Origin of the sequence: Streptomyces sp. UG1 (genome assembly GCF_049974585.1) — a bacterium.
In the GTDB taxonomy this organism is placed as follows: domain Bacteria; phylum Actinomycetota; class Actinomycetes; order Streptomycetales; family Streptomycetaceae; genus Streptomyces.
On the sequence record NZ_JBNGGG010000013.1, the window covers coordinates 109,415 to 123,458 of the forward strand.

Here is a 14,044-nt window from a genome sequence, read left to right on the forward strand (position 1 = left end):
GTCGCCTCCTACATCGCCACGTAGACGGGATGGGCCAGGCTGATCGCCTGACCGCTGGAATGGGTCTTGCTGACGCCGTTCACCGAGCGGGTCACGGTGAAGCGCTGCGGGTTGAGCAGGGCGAAGTTGTCGTAGGACATCGTCACCGGCAGCGCGTTCGTGTTCGCCGACGACAGGATCGAGCGCACCCCGACCGACCCGGCGGCCGTCAGATCTGTGTCGGTGGTCGACGTCTGCCACGCCACCGGCTCCGGCTCGGACACCGGCCACGCCTTGGCGCGCAGCGTGGAGCCGATCACCTGAAGACGGATGCTGAAGAACGTATCCGCGGCGTGCGTGCCCGGCACGGTCACCGACGTCAGATCCGACTGTGAGCCGCCCACCCGCTTCTGCAGGACCAGCGTGAGCGTCTGGTCGGTGTCGAACGCCAGCCGCGCATAGTAGCTGTTGCTGAAGTCCAGCCAGCGGGCCACCGGGCCCACATAGTGCGGGCCTCCGGTCGCCAGGACCGACGTCGCCGCAGACACCATCACGTCCACGTCCGCCGACAGGGACGGCAGCACGCAGTAGCGGGAGGCGTTGGTCGACGTCATGGTGTGCGTGCCGGCGCTGCCGTTGACGTCGTAGTCGGTGCTCGAGCCGCCCGTGGTGGTCCAGGTGCCGCCCACGTCAGCGGTGCCCCACGAGTCCGAGACGGACCGTCCGAACGCGTCCGACACGGAGCTGGTGCAGGCGGTCACCCGCATCACCTCACCTCCGGTGCGGACATCGAACGGGAACTCCGAGCTGTAGGTGGGCGAGTCGATCCACCGCGCGACGGCGGTGGTGAACACGTCCACGTCGGTCTCGGAGGAACCGAGGGCCTCGGCGAGATCACAGCCGGCCGTGTCCGCCCGCCCGTACACCGTGGAGCCAACGACGCCGGCCGTCCACGGCTGGCCGGGCACGCAGTTGAAGGTGATCAGCCACGCGTCGGGCCCGGCTTCCTCGGTGTATCCGGCGACCAGGACGTCGACATCGTCCGGGCCGTGGTCGGCGGGCAGGTCCGTCAGCCGGATCTTGTCGCCGACGTCGATACGGAGGATGTCGTCGATGAGCGCGAACACGCGCTCGTTGGCCAGGTTCAGCGTGAGCCGGGTGTAACGCACCCCGGCGTAGGTGCCCAGGTGCAGCCGCATCCCGGCGACCTGGCGGGCCTGGCTGTCGGTCTCGACGCTGTAGGTGTACGCCTTGTCGTAGCGGCCCACCCCGCCCTGCTCGGGGGCCTGGACGGACAGCGCGCCCTCTTCCAGCACCTCGCGGGCGGGCACGGAGCCGAACTCGCGCTGCACCGAGATGTCGTTCTCGGTGAGCTTGTCGTCGTCGACCGGCTTGAACGGCGGCGAGATCAGCCCGGCGGAGAAGTCCAGCGTCAGCGCCGGGGGCTGGTTCCACAGCGTGGACTGCCCTCGGTGGATGACCTCGGCCCGGTCCCTCGCATCGAGGAGGTAGCCGAAGTCCGTGCGCGCGGCCTCGTTCATCAGCCCCAGCAGCTTCTTCGACCCCTGCACGCCCATACGCCGCTGGAACACCGTCTCCCCGGCGACCGTCGCCGTGTACCCGGCCTCGGTCGCCAGGCGCACGATGCGGTCCCCAGACCGCTCGCCCTGGAAGCCCGTGAACGCGTCGTACATGTCCCCGGCCGAGGGCCCGGCGCCGTCCCAGTAGGTGACATAGCCGAGCTGCTGGTCGGCGGTGCCGATGCCGCCGCCGGACACCAGCGACCAGTTGAAGCGGATGTCGCGGACGGCCTTGAACACGATCCCGGACAGGTTGCCGCTGGCCCGCTGCACGCCGTCGACGTAGACCGCCCAGTCGGTGGTCGTGGCGAGCGGGTCGATGCTGACCCGGATGTGGTGGGCGCGACCGTCGTAGATGCCCACGTTGGTGATGCTGGTGAGCAGGACACCCGACGACGACGTCTCCCCGTAGGCGCTGCGGAAGATGGTGATGTCGTTGTCGACGGCGTCGAGGGAGAGAGACATCTGGTAGCGGTTGTCAGCGTCGGTGCCCGCGCCCCGGTCGTTGATCTCCACCGTTGCGGCCGTGCCGTCCCCGCCTCCGCCGACGAAGAAGTCGACCGACCACGCGGCCGCCGCCGAGGCGCTGTTGGGCACGCCCCCGGCGATCTGCCCGGCCGTCTCCGCCTTGAACGTGATGACGTTCTCGATCCAGTCCTGGAGCTTGCCGCCCTGCCAGACCGGGCTCTCGGTGCCGAGCGTGAGGTAGTGGGTCATATCCCGGCCGCCGACCAGGGAGGCGCCGCCGGTGGCCTCGATGCCGTCGGTGAGCGGCCAGCACTCGATCGGGCTGTTGGCCCGGATGAACCTGAGCAGCGCGGAGTCGACGGGCTTGTTGCCTGCGTCCATGCGCCGCGTCACCCCGGACGGGTTGATGCTGACGTAGTTGTCCTTCAGCGAGATGTCCCGGGTCGGCGGCCAAGCGGGCACCTCACCGGACATACGGACGTGCTTGTTCGTGAGCGCGGCGTCGCCCTCCACAGTCCACGTCTCGCCGGTGCTGCCCGCAAACGACGTGCCCCCGACCGTTCCCGCGGCCACCGCCATGGCCACGACCGTGGTCCCGGCGATGCCGTTGAGCAGCTTGAAGGCATAGAGCTTCCCGTTCATGACGTTGTCCGTAAGGTTCGCGATGTCCCCCAGCTCGATACCTGCGTTCCCGTCGAACACCGCGGTCGTCGCCCCGCCGACGATCGGGTCGCCGAGCAGGTGCCACTCCTCTTCGTCCACGGTCCGCCCGGTATAGAAGCGCAGCTCGTACCCGCCGGCCCCGTTGTCCACGTCGAGAGTGACGCGCAGGGCCAGACGCTGGCCGTTGTACGCCTTCAGGCTGACGGTGGAGAACTCGGCTATCCGGCTGGCCAGAGTCCCGTCCGGCGACCACAGGAACTGAAGCTGCCCCGTGCCCGCCACGAGCAGCGCCCAGCTCCGGTTGTCCCCGCTGATCTGGTACCGGGCACCCAGCTCTGACTGGGCGGTCCAGTCCTCCAAGGCGGCCTCGATCCGCAGGTCCAGGTCGCCGACCGCCAGAGCAGCACTGTCCGGGGTAGTCAGTTTGCTGCCTGCGGTTCCTGGCACGTGTGCCCACGGCGAGCCCACGTTGTAGCCCGCCCGGAACGGCGTGTTGCGGCCGATCAGCCCGTACAGAGGCGAGGTCGGGTTGCGCGGCGCGTACCGGTCGTCGCGGCTGTCGAGGTCGCAGGCGCACGTCGTTGGCTCCGCCGCGAACGCCGACTCCGACGACAGGCCCCGGGTGATGGTCACGGGCGACGTGGCGACCCGGACGTCGTCCGTGACGTCGTTCCAGGCGCCGCTGTAGAACAGCTCGCCCCACACCGGCGGGGGAAGGTTCGGCATGTCACCCCTCCGCGAACTTGATCACGTCGCCGCCCGCTTGCGTGCGGACCATCCCTTGGAACCACTCCCGGAACCCTCGGTCGCTCCCGTTGATCTGGAGCACCACGGGCTGTTGGCCACGCGCCGCGCCGAGAGTGGCGGCCGCGCCGGTGGCGTGGCTCAGGCCCGTGCTGATGGGGCCGGTTGGCTGGTAGGCGGCCGGGTTGATCAGGCCGCGCATGGCCTTGTCGAGGACGGAGGCGTTGTCCTCCGCGCCCATGGCGATACCGGCCGGGATCCACTGGCCGATCTCGTCCGCGGCCGTCTTCGACGGAGATCCAATGTTCAGGAAGCCCTTGATCGGGTCGACGACGAAGTCCTTCGCGAAGCCGGACACCCTGTCCCACAGCCAGCCACCGGCCGAAGAGATGCCGTCCCAGATGCCCACGACGAAGTCGACGCCCACGTTGTACAAGCGCCACATCTGGCCGCTGAGCGCGCCGACGAGGCGCCCGGGCAGGCCGCCCATCCACGTCGCCAGATCCAGGGCCTTGCGGACGGCACGGTCCTTCATATCGCCGAACCAGCGGCCGACCCGTCCAGGGATGTCTGACAGCCAACCGACCGCTTCCAGGATCCACCCGACAACCGACTGGATCTTCTGCCCCACCCAGTCCCAGGCGATGCCGGTCCACTCCGTGACGGTGTCCCAGTTCGCGATGATCAGCGCGACCAGTCCGACGATGATGCCGATCACCCAGCCGATCGGGCCCATGGCGATGAACCACTGGGCGGCCATGGTCGCCGCCCATACGACGGCGCGGCCGGCCATGAGCAGGAACTGGGCACTGGACACGATCGCCGCGCGCACGACTGCGGCGATCCACGTGCCGATGCTGACCAGCGCTGAGCCGGTCCATGCGGCCGCCGTCGTCAGCGCGGACGCCATGGCGCCAGCGGCGATACGCAGGTAGGCCATCAGACCGATGCCCATCATGCGCAGCCAGTTGCCGATCACGCCCCACGCGGACGCGGAGATGATCGCGTTGGCGCCCGCGACGATGGAGGCGATGGCCGTGTAGGCCATCATTGCGCCCTTGACGATCAGCACGGTGACGGCGAGGCCCGACAGTACATAGGCGAGTGGTTCGAACACCGCCTGGTTGTCGGTGGCGAACTGGATGAACGTGCCGGAGACCTCGGCCAGCTTCTGCACTGCGTCCCGCTTGAAGGATTCCAGTGCCGCCGCCGGGTTGTCGCCCACTGTCTTCACGAGTTCATCCGTGGATCCCGCAGCCTTGTCGATGCCGGTGGCGGCCGCGGCGCCCGCCGGGTCGAGGGCGAACAGCGCGTCGCCCATGACGGTGCCCGGATCGCCGAACAGGGCGGTGGCCGCATTGAGCTTGACCGTCTCGTCCTTCGTTCCGCGCAGGGCGTCCAGGGTCATCTGGAGTGCTTCCTGCCCGGATTTGCCGCCCTGGCCGATCTTCGCGGCCATCGTGTCGGCGTCCAGTCCGATGGACTTGAAGGCGTCCTGGACGGTGGTGCTGTTGGACAGGGTGAGCTCGCCGAATTGGCCGATGGCGTCAGCGATCTGGTCGGCGTCACGGGCGCCCGCCTCAAGGCCTTGGGCGAGCAGGGCGGTGGCGGTCTGCCCGTCGAGGCCGATGCGCCGGAACTGAGTGGAGTACTCGTTGATCGTGTCGAGGAAGTCGTCGCTCTTGTTCGCCGCGGACTGGAATCCGGCGGTCAGGATGTCGAACGCCTCGGTGGCGTCGTCTGCAAGGCCGGTACGGATCAGCTGACCCACGGCGGCGGTGGTCGGTCCGACCTCCTGGTCGAACGTCTCGGCCAACGCGAGGGCCTTGGTGGTGACGCCCTCCAGGCCGCCCTCAGCCTGGCTGACGTCGCCGATGTTGTTGTAGACGCCGCGGATCGCCTCGTTGACGGTCTGCACCGAGTCGCCCCACGCGTTCGTGTAGACCTCGGCGGACACCTTCGACAGCTCGGCCGCCTCGGCCGGCCCAACCCCGAGCTGTGCGGCGAGCTTGGAGTTCGCGGCCTCCATGTCCAAGTTGGCGGCGACGCCCACGCCGAGTGCGGCCGCCACACCGGCGCCGATGCCGGCCGCCGCGGTGTCGAACCGCTCCTGCGCGCTGGACAGGCCGGCCTCGGTGTTGTCCCGGGCGACCAGGTTGAAGACCAGCGACGTGTCGCTCATGAACAGCCCCTTCACTCAGGGGCTGTTCAGCGCCCCGCCTTCAACTTCTCTGCGGCCTTGGTCTGGGCTTCCTCGTAGGCGTCGAGCCACGCGAGGATCCGGTCCTCCTGCTCGACGGTCATCAGGTCCCACTCCCAGGGCCGGATGCCCACGAGGTGGGCGGCGTCGCCCAGGCGCTTCAGTCGGCGACGGGCAGCTTCGCTTTTCCCTCGTCGTCCGGGTCCTCGTAGGCTTCGGCGATCTGCTCGTCCAGCTTGGCGAGCACGGTCGCGGCTTTCTCCCCGGTGACGGTCTCGGCGACCTGCGCGCGGATCTCCACCAGCTCGCCCTTGGAGTACTCCAGGGTCAGCTCGTCCCAGGCGAAGTCGACATCCTCGAAGCGCGTCGTGGGGTGATCCCGCTTGAGGTAGACGAACAGCAGGGCGCGGCGGCACAGGCTGTTGCCCGCCACGACGTCCTTGGTGAACTCGCTGTAGTTGCGGTCGGTGAGCCGCTCGAGCTTTTCCCGCTCGGCGGACATGAGCTTGCGCGGGTTGTACTTCCACCGCTTCGGCTCTTCACTGCCCCCGGGCTTGTAGACCAGGTACACGGGTGTCCCCCCTTATCGGGCCCGGTCGGCGATGCGCCGGGCCATGTCTTCCATGGCCTGTTCAACGGCCTGCTTGTAGAGGCCCTCGCGGCCCTTGAAGGAGTCGTCGAACCAGTCGATCTTTCCTTGCTGGGTGACCCAGTTCTCGCGGTTGCCGAATACGGGGTGCCGCCAGCCGCCCGCCCGGTTCGTGCGCTTGGGGGCGTTGGGGAAGCCGCGCACGTTCTTCGTCTTGAACGCCTTCACGCGGGCGCCAGACCAGCGGCCGCCCAGCTTCACCTCGGGCCGGATCTTCCTGGCGATGGCCGTGCGCAGCGCGGGCGCGGTCGGCATGATCCCCAACGACGGCATCGCCATGATGCTGCTCTTCGCCTCGGCAGCCGCCGGTTTGAGAGCCTCGCGCATGTTCTTCGCGAGATCCTTGCGCAGCTGCTTGCCGTCCTCCTCGGCGCGGATGGCGCGTACCAGGGCGGCCATGCCCGTGTGCGTCTCCACGCCGAGGGAGAACGGCGGTCCGCCGGCCATCAGGCCGTCGCCCGCGCAACCGCCCCCGAGGTGGGGAACGTCAGGGACACGGTGGCCTCGTCACCGACCGACCCGGTGATCGGGTTCCACCCCTTGATGAGGATGCTCCCGCTGTACGACGGGTTGGACGCGCCGACCGCAGCCTGGTCGGCGCGCACCTCGAACGGCACGACCGTACCCAGCAGCGGCCACATGATCGAGTCGAGTTCCGTGGCGGCGAAATCCTGGAGAAACTCGCACCCGAGCTCACCGGACTTCAGGCCACCGGTCACTTCCTTCCAGCCCATGCTGGCGTAGTTGGTGACGTCCTTGGCCTCCACCTCGATAGCGAGCTCCGCCTTCTTGGTGTACTCGTTCAGGACGTTGGCGTTGATGCTCAGGTACTCGGCGAGCAGAACCATCTTGGGCATGACGAGGCCCCCCTTTCAGGGCATGACGAAGAGCCCGCGGGCGGGCCGGTGATGAGCGAGCGCTACTGGATGCCGAGCGAGGCGGCGAACATGAACGACGGCGTCGTGCCGGAGATCGTCCAGGCGATGCGCCACCAGGTGTCGGTGATGGGGGTGCCGTCCGTGCGCAGGGCCTCGCCGCCGACGGCGGTGGCGGCCGCGAACGTGAGCCGGGTCGTTGGGCTGGCGAACGTGTCGTCCACGCTGGACTCCACACGCGCGGTGAGGGACGGGGTGGTGCCGGACACCGACAGCACATGCAGCGCCGCGTACAGCCGCTTGTCCGCGGCGACGGCGCCGACCTCGAGCGCCGTGCCGGTGCCGGAGGCGGTGCGCGCGGTGCCGGGCGGGTGGGCGAACTGCCCGCGCACCAGCGGCCAGCTGCTCTTGGCCATGCTGGTCCATGGGGCGACCTCGCCGACCTCGGCGAACAGCTTGTAGTCGGCGCGCAGGGCTCGGGTGAAGTACGCCAGACCACCAACTACGGCACTGTTGTTGGCGCTGACCGACCACGGGCCCACGCCGCCGAGCTGGGACCAGGACGCGTCGTCGACCTTCGACGGGTCGCCGGCCTCCCACTGCCCTTCGCCGGAGATCTCTGCGGACGCGAGTCCGCCCACGACCTCCTTCCAGCCTTCCGAGCCGTAGTTGGTGGTGTCCTTGGCATCGGCCTCGGAGGACAGCTCGATCTTGTTGCTGTTGCCGGTGAGGTCGACTCCGACGGCGAAGCAGCGCACGTTGGTCAGGACGGTCTTAGCCATCGTCGCCTCCCCTCGGCTGCCGGGTCTTGCGGCCACGCCTGGGTGGCTCGTCGACGACTTCCTGGGCGACGCCGGAGGCAACCAGATGAGCGGCCTGCGCCGTCGGCAGGTCGATCTCTTCGCCCTCGGCAGGCCACGGCTGCCCGCACAGGAGGGCGCCTTCGGGGGCCCGTTGCAGGATGCGCAGTCTCATCAGGTGCTCCCACTTCCGATGACCTTGATGGCGAGCTCGGCGCCGACGAAGCTGGATCCCTGGTGCTCGTACCAGCGGTAGCCCTGCACGCGTTCGATGCGCAGGTCATCGGCCAGGCCGCCCAGGGCCATCTCGCCCGGGGCGCCGCGGGCCGCCTCGATGGCCTGCTTCAGAGATGCCGTGCCCGCACCGGACAGCATCGCGTCGAGGATGCGCTGAGAGGACCGGTCGTCGGCGCGGCCGGCCAGCACGCGGCAGGTGAACATCAGCTCGTCCATGCCGCGGCCCATGGCCCGGTCGTAGCTGACGTCGACCTCGCCGACGAAGAAACACGGGGCAACCACAGAGTCAGGTACGTACCCGGTGCATGTCAGCTTGCCGATGCCGGCAGGCAGGACGACCGTGCGGGCCGCGTCCGCGATGGCATCGCGAATCGGAGAGATCTGCACAGCGAGCCCCCTATCCGAAGCCCGGCAGGATGAATGGCTCGATCAGGTTCCACACGTCCGGGTCCCGGCGGGACAGGTTCCGCACGCCCCACTCCGCGCTGCCGATGATGCCCTCAGGGGAGTCCTTGCGCTTGTACAGGCGCGAGGCCTGGATCAGCGCGGCCTCGGCGATGTCGTCCGGGACCGCGGGCCAGCCGAACTGGGCAGTCACCCGCACGCGTGTGGTGGCGCCGCGCTGCCATGCCCAGGTGCTGTTCGGGCGCAGCAGCCCGGTGATGGCGCGGCCGTCGGCGATGGCGTTGTCCGGTGTCGTCTCGTAGCCGGTGACGGCCGTCCACGGACCCGCGGCCGGCCCGGTCTCGACGACGAGCCCGGCGGTGCTGCCGATGTCGTCGACGAGCAGCGTTTCGCCGTCGTCGTCGCACACCACTCGGCCGCGTGGGTTGTAGGTGCGGGCTACGGGCGCGGGGTCGAGCCAGAACCGGCGGCCGGTGGTCTTGTCGATACTTCGGGAGGCGGACGCCAGCGCCTTGTTCAGCAGCGTGTCGCGGCTGGTGTCGTCTGCCTCGATGCCGAGCTGTTCCTTCAGCGTGGGCAGATCGGCGTACTCGTTGGCCACCGAACATCACTCAGCCGGGGGCGTGGTCGCGGTCTTCTTCGCGGCCGTCTTCTTCGCCGGGGTGGTCTGCTTCGCCGTTCCGTCTCCGGTGCCGGTGCCGGTGCCGGGGCCCGGGTCAGCGTCCGCCGTCTGCTGCGGCGCAGCGGTGCGGCCCTTGGGCTCGGTGCCCTCGGCGGCTTCGCCCTCGGTGTGGCCGTGGATGCGCAGCTGCTCGTCGACCTGGGCGACCCGGTCCTTGTCGCCGCGCGCCACGTAGCCGGCGCGCTCCCGCTTCAGTGCGGCAATCATGTGGTCGTCGGGTGCCATCGATGTGATCCCTTCTCAGAAGATCCAGATGTCGGCGGTGTTGGTGACGTTGGTGTTGGCCGAATAGGTCAGCCGCAGGTACCGCCACGGCTCATTCGCACGCACGATCTTGTGGGTGGTCCCGGCCGTGGTGATGTCGAAGGTGGCCACGGTCGGGATGTCCGGGCTGGCCGTCTCGGCATACGCGACGGGGAACCAGGCGACGCCGTCGGCCGAGCCCTCGATCGCATAGGTACAGGTGGGGGTGGCGCCGACCGTGGTGGTGATGGTCAGCAGCGCCGGACGTTCGGTGGCCGCGCCCCGGTCGACGATGTTCGTGGAGGCCCCGTTGCCGGCCTGCGCGTCCGACAGCGCGGCGAGGTTGGGCAGCCGGTCGCCGCCCAGCGCCTGGATCGTGGGCATGACTCACCTCACCGGATCCACAGGCCGACGGAGTACGTCGCGCTCGGCGACGTCCCACCGACTGTCGATGTGACGCGGACATAGTTCGCGGTGACGGCGGCCGCCACCGTCCGGGCGCCCGCGGCGGTCAACTGGGTGATGGCGCTCGCGGCCACCGCCGACCAGGACTCGCCGTCGTCGGACTGCTCCAACGACGCATCCAGCGTCGGGGTGGTCCCGGAGATGGCCGTGCAGTGCACCGCCATCAGCACCTCGGACGCCACCCCTGCGGCCGCTGCCGGCCCGCTGGTGAAGGTGCCGCCACCTCTCGCGACGGAGGGCAGCGCGGTGCCGCCGAGGACAGGCTTCAGGTTCACAGTGATCTCCTGGTTCGGACGCGCAGCCCCGGAGCATTGCCCGGGGCTGCGCGCGGCTGGGTCAGAACGTCGGCTGGACCAGGCCGGTGCCGGAGACCTTCTGCGTGCCGTTGGTGTAGCGACCGAAGGTGTAGGCGAAGTACGAGTACGCCACCAGCAGCACACCGAGGCTGGCCGCGTGCGGCTGCTCGGCACGGATGAACAGCGGCGCGTTGTCGTCCTCCCACAGATGGCACTCGCTCGCGGGAACGACGTACAGCTCGTCCTCATCGGTGCCCGCACCCAGGTTCGTGGCGATGTTGTTGTCGACGATGACCTCCAGGCCGCAGGGCAGCACACCGCGCGGGCCCGAGGCGTACATGCTGGAGGAGTCCGCGGTGCCGGCCGCCTGTACCGGCTGGCCCGTCCAGTTGATCATCGGCCAGGTAGAGGACATCTGGCTGGACAGCCAGTACCAGCGCCGCGAGTGCATCACCGCGTGCGTCGGCCGGCCCATCGCCAGCAGGTTCGCCTCCACCCCGGCCGCCGCCCCGAGGATCTTCGGGTACAGCTCCGCGCCGGACGGGGAGGCGTCGGTGTAGGTGGTGGCCTGCGCCACGTTGGTCAGGCCGGTGGTGGCCTGGTTGATCAGCGTGTTGTCGATCCGGGTCGCGACCCGGTTGAACAGGTCCTGCATCGTGACGTCCTCGATGCCGCTGCCCCGGTCGATCGCCTGGCGGGACACCGTCTGCTGGCCCGCCGCAGTCTGCACCGGCACCGTCAGCAGCGTGTCGTCCATGTTCTGCTCGGCCACCGGGGTGTTCTGCGATGCCTGGATGTCCGCACTCGACGAGGTGGTGATCCGGGAGATCTCCACCGACATACCCGACTCCGGCAGCGGGTGCCGGTTGCAGACGTCCGCGAACGGCCTCAGGGCCGCGGTGGCCGGGGCGTACATGTCGGTCAGGTATTGCGGCACCGTCAGGCCCGCGAACGCGCCCGTACCGACCGCGCGCTGCATGTACTCGGCCCGCTCGACACGCTCCTCGGCCATGTGCCGGGCCAGTCGCGCGGAGGCCTCGACGTCCTGGAACAGGAACTGCCGGGAGACGTCCATCAGGAACTGCTTGCCGTGCCGGTCGGTGTCCTTGCGGTAGGTGCGCTCCTCCTGCCCGACGCGGGCGACCTTGTCGTAGGCGGGCTTGCGGGTCTCGGTCGCCCGGGACTCCTTCTGCTTCGCCTCCCGCTCCATCTCCTCGGCCTTGATCTTGTTGGCGTTCGCCAGCTTGTTCTCGATGCCGGTGATGTCGTTCTTGGCCTGGTCGCGCGTGGCGAACAGCTCGGCCACCCGCTGGTCTTCCTCGGCGCTCAGGTTCGAGCGGCCGTCCTGCTGGGCCTTGTCCAGGATGAGCTGGATTTCGGCGCCGCACTTCTTCTGCCGCTTGTGTGCGGCCTCGAGCTCGACCTCGATCGATGCGATCAGGTCGTCGATGGTTCCGGGCATGAGTGTGTTCCCTCCGTACAGATGGATCGAGGTGGGTGCAGCAACAGCGGGGCCACGGCCCACCCGGGTCATCTGCCGGGCGGCACAGGGCCTGCCTCCGGGCGTCTGCCGGAGAGCGGGCTGTGTCTGGTGTGCTCAGTCCTCGTCGGCCTCGACGAGCAGCTGAGTGCGGAGCATGGAGATGGACCGCCCCTTGGCGGCGGGGGCCGCCGCGCGTGCTGGCGCCGGCGTCTGCGGCGCGGGCACCGGGGCGGTGGTCAGGTCGGAGCGCTGGGCGAGCCGGGAGTAGGCCTCACGGGCCACCAGCGCTGGAAGGTTGGGGATGAGGTCGAGGAACTCGCCAGAGCGGGCGGCGATGGAGGTGTGCGGGTTGGCGCCGTAGGTGACGGGACCGACGTCGCCGCGCTCCAGGTCGAACTCCTGGATGCGGTACTCGGTGTAGTCCGGGGACCACTGGCCCGAGGTGATGCGGAACATGAAGCTCTGTTCCCTGACGTCCTCGTCCTCGATGGCCTGGACGAGCAGCTGCACGTCCGACCGCTTCGGGTTCAGCCACGCACGTTGGCCGAGGCCGTGGTCGTCGGCCCACAGCTTCAGCCGGTCGTTCCTGGTGCTGGCCATCGGCGTGCCCGCGTGGTTGAAGCGGAACACCACCTCGGGGTCAGCGCCGAGTGTCTTGTCCGCCGCACCCTTGGAGACGATCTCCGTGTAGGGCCCGAACATGTCCCACATCTCGTAGCCGGCCTCGAACGCCGACGCGTAGCCCTCGACTTCGTACCAGTCCATGCCGTCGTCGCGCGTGACCTTCTTCGCACGCAGCTGCGACGTGAACCGGATTTCCGGTGACTCGGGCCGGTCGCGGGGGACAGCCATCGGTGTGGAGCCAGCGGCGCCGGCGCGGGCCTGGGCAGCCTGCTGCCGCAGGGTCGCGATGTCGGTCATGAGGGAGCCCCTCCTTGCGGGGTCGCGGTCGTGGGCTGGGCCTGGGCGCCCTTGCCGAACAGCCGGTCGAACTCGGCGAGCTGGGCGTCGGTGAACGGCGGCAGGTCGTCGAGGGCCCGTGCCTCCGACGGTGCGAGGGTGCGCGAGTCGATGCGCGTCTTGATGACCTGGGCGCGGGTGTGCGGGTCCATCCGCAGCAGGGCGTCGGTGTTCAGCTTCACGAACCTGGGCCTGGAGGTGAGGCGGCTCAGCGCGTCCTCCCGCCGCTTCACGGCCGGCCCAAGGCTCATGACCAGGAACTGCAGGTTGCGCTGCGTCATGTTGGCGTAGGTGATCGAGCTGCCCGACACGGCGGCGTCGATGAGGTCGGACGGGCAGTCGAAGAATCGGGCGATGTCGCCAATCCCGAAGTTCTTCGCTGCGATCCAGTCGGCGCCCGCCTGCTCGGCCTGGATCATGTTGTAGTCCCAGTCCAGGCCGGTGACGAACAGATCCCGGTTCGCGACCGCTGCTTTGAAGCGCTGCTTCGCCTCGTCGGCCTTGTCCGGAGTGATCGTCTTCGCCGTGTTCTTCAAGTGCGCCGACGGCACAGCCCCGTTGGAGAACCAGTCCAAGGCGAACTGCTGGATCGACAGGTACTCGCCGATCGACCACGCCGCATACGCCACCGGCGACAGCCCGACGTGCAGACCGGACACGGTGTACTGCTTCTCGTGCCACACCTCGTGCGGCTCGTACACGGTGCCCGCGATCTTGTAGGTCAGCTTGCCCTTGCGCATCCGCACAGTGACTTCGCTGGTTGGCTGCAGCTCGATGCGAGCGGGGAGGCCGAGCCCGTCGCGGGCGGTGATCAGACCCACCGCGTTGCCCGCCCGGTCGAGGTCGAACTGGCTGGAGTACATCCACTCCGGCATCTCCACCTCACCGCCCCCGGGAGTGACCAGGACAGGCGGCTTGGGCACCTCGACCTGGATCCCTCCGACCTTCCGGTACACGTCCACCGGCATCGTCGAGATGAGGTTGGCGCGCAGTCTCAGGCACGCCCACACCGCGCTGTGCCGCAGCGCTGTCTCATTCGTGACCACGGCGGACCCTGCGGGCTGCTGCGGGCGCGGCGGGATCAACTGGTCGGCAGTCTGACCCGGATAGTCACGGCGTCGGAACAGGCTCACGTCTTGCCGCCCTTCCCGCCGCCCGCGGCCAGCAGGGAACCGGCGAGGATCACCACGCCGCTTACGGCGAGCGACGCCCACCCCAGCCACCGGTGCGCCCCGGCGCCCGCACCGGCCGCGACGAGCAGCAGGCCGACGGTGTCGAGCGCGGTCGTCATCCGCTCGCGCACTACGCCCCCTCC

At 69.2% G+C, this 14,044-nt stretch carries 16 protein-coding genes; all 16 read right to left on the minus strand.

From position 1 onward, the window contains the following. Window positions 1–8: 8 nt before the first annotated feature. Window positions 9–3,416 (minus strand): hypothetical protein, encoded by a 3,408-nt coding sequence (locus ACP4J3_RS16710; protein ID WP_426534996.1) that lies wholly within the window; start codon window positions 3,414–3,416, stop codon window positions 9–11. A 1-nt stretch (window position 3,417) separates the two neighbouring features. Continuing rightward, the gene (locus tag ACP4J3_RS16715; RefSeq protein WP_426534998.1) at window positions 3,418–5,616 is read right to left on the minus strand and encodes a phage tail tape measure protein; all 2,199 of its coding nucleotides are present in this window, start codon (window positions 5,614–5,616) and stop codon (window positions 3,418–3,420) included. Window positions 5,617–5,794: 178 nt separating this feature from the next. Further along, window positions 5,795–6,205 carry a hypothetical protein gene (locus ACP4J3_RS16720; protein ID WP_426535000.1) on the minus strand — a complete coding sequence of 137 codons (411 nt, stop codon included), beginning with the start codon at window positions 6,203–6,205 and terminating at the stop codon, window positions 5,795–5,797. A 12-nt stretch (window positions 6,206–6,217) separates the two neighbouring features. Then, window positions 6,218–6,682, minus strand: a complete 465-nt coding sequence (locus ACP4J3_RS16725; protein WP_426535002.1) for a hypothetical protein — start codon at window positions 6,680–6,682, stop codon at window positions 6,218–6,220. Window positions 6,683–6,729: 47 nt separating this feature from the next. Continuing rightward, window positions 6,730–7,140, minus strand: coding sequence for a hypothetical protein (locus ACP4J3_RS16730; RefSeq protein WP_426535004.1), 411 nt, complete (start codon window positions 7,138–7,140; stop codon window positions 6,730–6,732). Window positions 7,141–7,202: 62 nt separating this feature from the next. After that, window positions 7,203–7,940, minus strand: coding sequence for a hypothetical protein (locus ACP4J3_RS16735; protein WP_426535006.1), 738 nt, complete (start codon window positions 7,938–7,940; stop codon window positions 7,203–7,205). Further along, window positions 7,933–8,133, minus strand: a complete 201-nt coding sequence (locus tag ACP4J3_RS16740) for a hypothetical protein (protein WP_426535008.1) — start codon at window positions 8,131–8,133, stop codon at window positions 7,933–7,935. The genes ACP4J3_RS16735 and ACP4J3_RS16740 overlap by 8 nt, the downstream gene beginning before the upstream one ends. Then, a complete protein-coding gene (locus ACP4J3_RS16745; RefSeq protein WP_426535010.1) occupies window positions 8,133–8,582 on the minus strand; it encodes a hypothetical protein in 450 nt (149 codons plus the stop codon). The genes ACP4J3_RS16740 and ACP4J3_RS16745 overlap by 1 nt, the downstream gene beginning before the upstream one ends. A gap of 10 nt (window positions 8,583–8,592) precedes the next feature. Continuing rightward, window positions 8,593–9,201: a phage head-tail connector protein gene (locus ACP4J3_RS16750; protein ID WP_426535012.1), complete on the minus strand. Its 609-nt coding sequence runs from the start codon at window positions 9,199–9,201 to the stop codon at window positions 8,593–8,595. A gap of 6 nt (window positions 9,202–9,207) precedes the next feature. Beyond that, entirely contained in the window at window positions 9,208–9,507 is a 300-nt protein-coding gene (locus ACP4J3_RS16755) for a hypothetical protein (RefSeq protein WP_426535014.1), read from the minus strand. Between the two features lie 15 nt (window positions 9,508–9,522). Next, complete coding sequence (locus tag ACP4J3_RS16760; RefSeq protein WP_426535016.1) at window positions 9,523–9,909, minus strand: hypothetical protein; 387 nt, start codon at window positions 9,907–9,909, stop codon at window positions 9,523–9,525. An 8-nt stretch (window positions 9,910–9,917) separates the two neighbouring features. Beyond that, entirely contained in the window at window positions 9,918–10,265 is a 348-nt protein-coding gene (locus tag ACP4J3_RS16765; RefSeq protein ID WP_426535018.1) for a hypothetical protein, read from the minus strand. Between the two features lie 61 nt (window positions 10,266–10,326). After that, on the minus strand, window positions 10,327–11,748 hold the full coding sequence (locus ACP4J3_RS16770; RefSeq protein ID WP_426535020.1) for a hypothetical protein: 1,422 nt from the start codon (window positions 11,746–11,748) through the stop codon (window positions 10,327–10,329). Window positions 11,749–11,883: 135 nt separating this feature from the next. After that, window positions 11,884–12,690 (minus strand): HK97 family phage prohead protease, encoded by an 807-nt coding sequence (locus ACP4J3_RS16775; protein ID WP_426535022.1) that lies wholly within the window; start codon window positions 12,688–12,690, stop codon window positions 11,884–11,886. Beyond that, complete coding sequence (locus ACP4J3_RS16780; RefSeq protein ID WP_426535024.1) at window positions 12,687–13,862, minus strand: phage portal protein; 1,176 nt, start codon at window positions 13,860–13,862, stop codon at window positions 12,687–12,689. The genes ACP4J3_RS16775 and ACP4J3_RS16780 overlap by 4 nt, the downstream gene beginning before the upstream one ends. After that, complete coding sequence (locus tag ACP4J3_RS16785) at window positions 13,859–14,032, minus strand: hypothetical protein (protein WP_426535026.1); 174 nt, start codon at window positions 14,030–14,032, stop codon at window positions 13,859–13,861. The genes ACP4J3_RS16780 and ACP4J3_RS16785 overlap by 4 nt, the downstream gene beginning before the upstream one ends. Window positions 14,033–14,044: the final 12 nt, after the last annotated feature.

Bases quoted from the DNA above. Each gene is read 5' to 3' on its own strand.
- ACP4J3_RS16725 (WP_426535002.1), bottom strand. From the start codon at position 6,682: ATGGCCGCCCTGGTACGCGCCATCCGCGCCGAGGAGGACGGCAAGCAG.
- ACP4J3_RS16755 (WP_426535014.1), bottom strand. From the start codon at position 9,507: ATGGCACCCGACGACCACATGATTGCCGCACTGAAGCGGGAGCGCGCC.
- ACP4J3_RS16735 (WP_426535006.1), bottom strand. From the start codon at position 7,940: ATGGCTAAGACCGTCCTGACCAACGTGCGCTGCTTCGCCGTCGGAGTC.
- ACP4J3_RS16730 (WP_426535004.1), bottom strand. From the start codon at position 7,140: ATGCCCAAGATGGTTCTGCTCGCCGAGTACCTGAGCATCAACGCCAAC.
- ACP4J3_RS16760 (WP_426535016.1), bottom strand. From the start codon at position 9,909: ATGCCCACGATCCAGGCGCTGGGCGGCGACCGGCTGCCCAACCTCGCC.
- ACP4J3_RS16715 (WP_426534998.1), bottom strand. From the start codon at position 5,616: ATGAGCGACACGTCGCTGGTCTTCAACCTGGTCGCCCGGGACAACACC.
- ACP4J3_RS16740 (WP_426535008.1), bottom strand. From the start codon at position 8,133: ATGAGACTGCGCATCCTGCAACGGGCCCCCGAAGGCGCCCTCCTGTGC.
- ACP4J3_RS16770 (WP_426535020.1), bottom strand. From the start codon at position 11,748: ATGCCCGGAACCATCGACGACCTGATCGCATCGATCGAGGTCGAGCTC.
- ACP4J3_RS16710 (WP_426534996.1), bottom strand. From the start codon at position 3,416: ATGCCGAACCTTCCCCCGCCGGTGTGGGGCGAGCTGTTCTACAGCGGC.
- ACP4J3_RS16775 (WP_426535022.1), bottom strand. From the start codon at position 12,690: ATGACCGACATCGCGACCCTGCGGCAGCAGGCTGCCCAGGCCCGCGCC.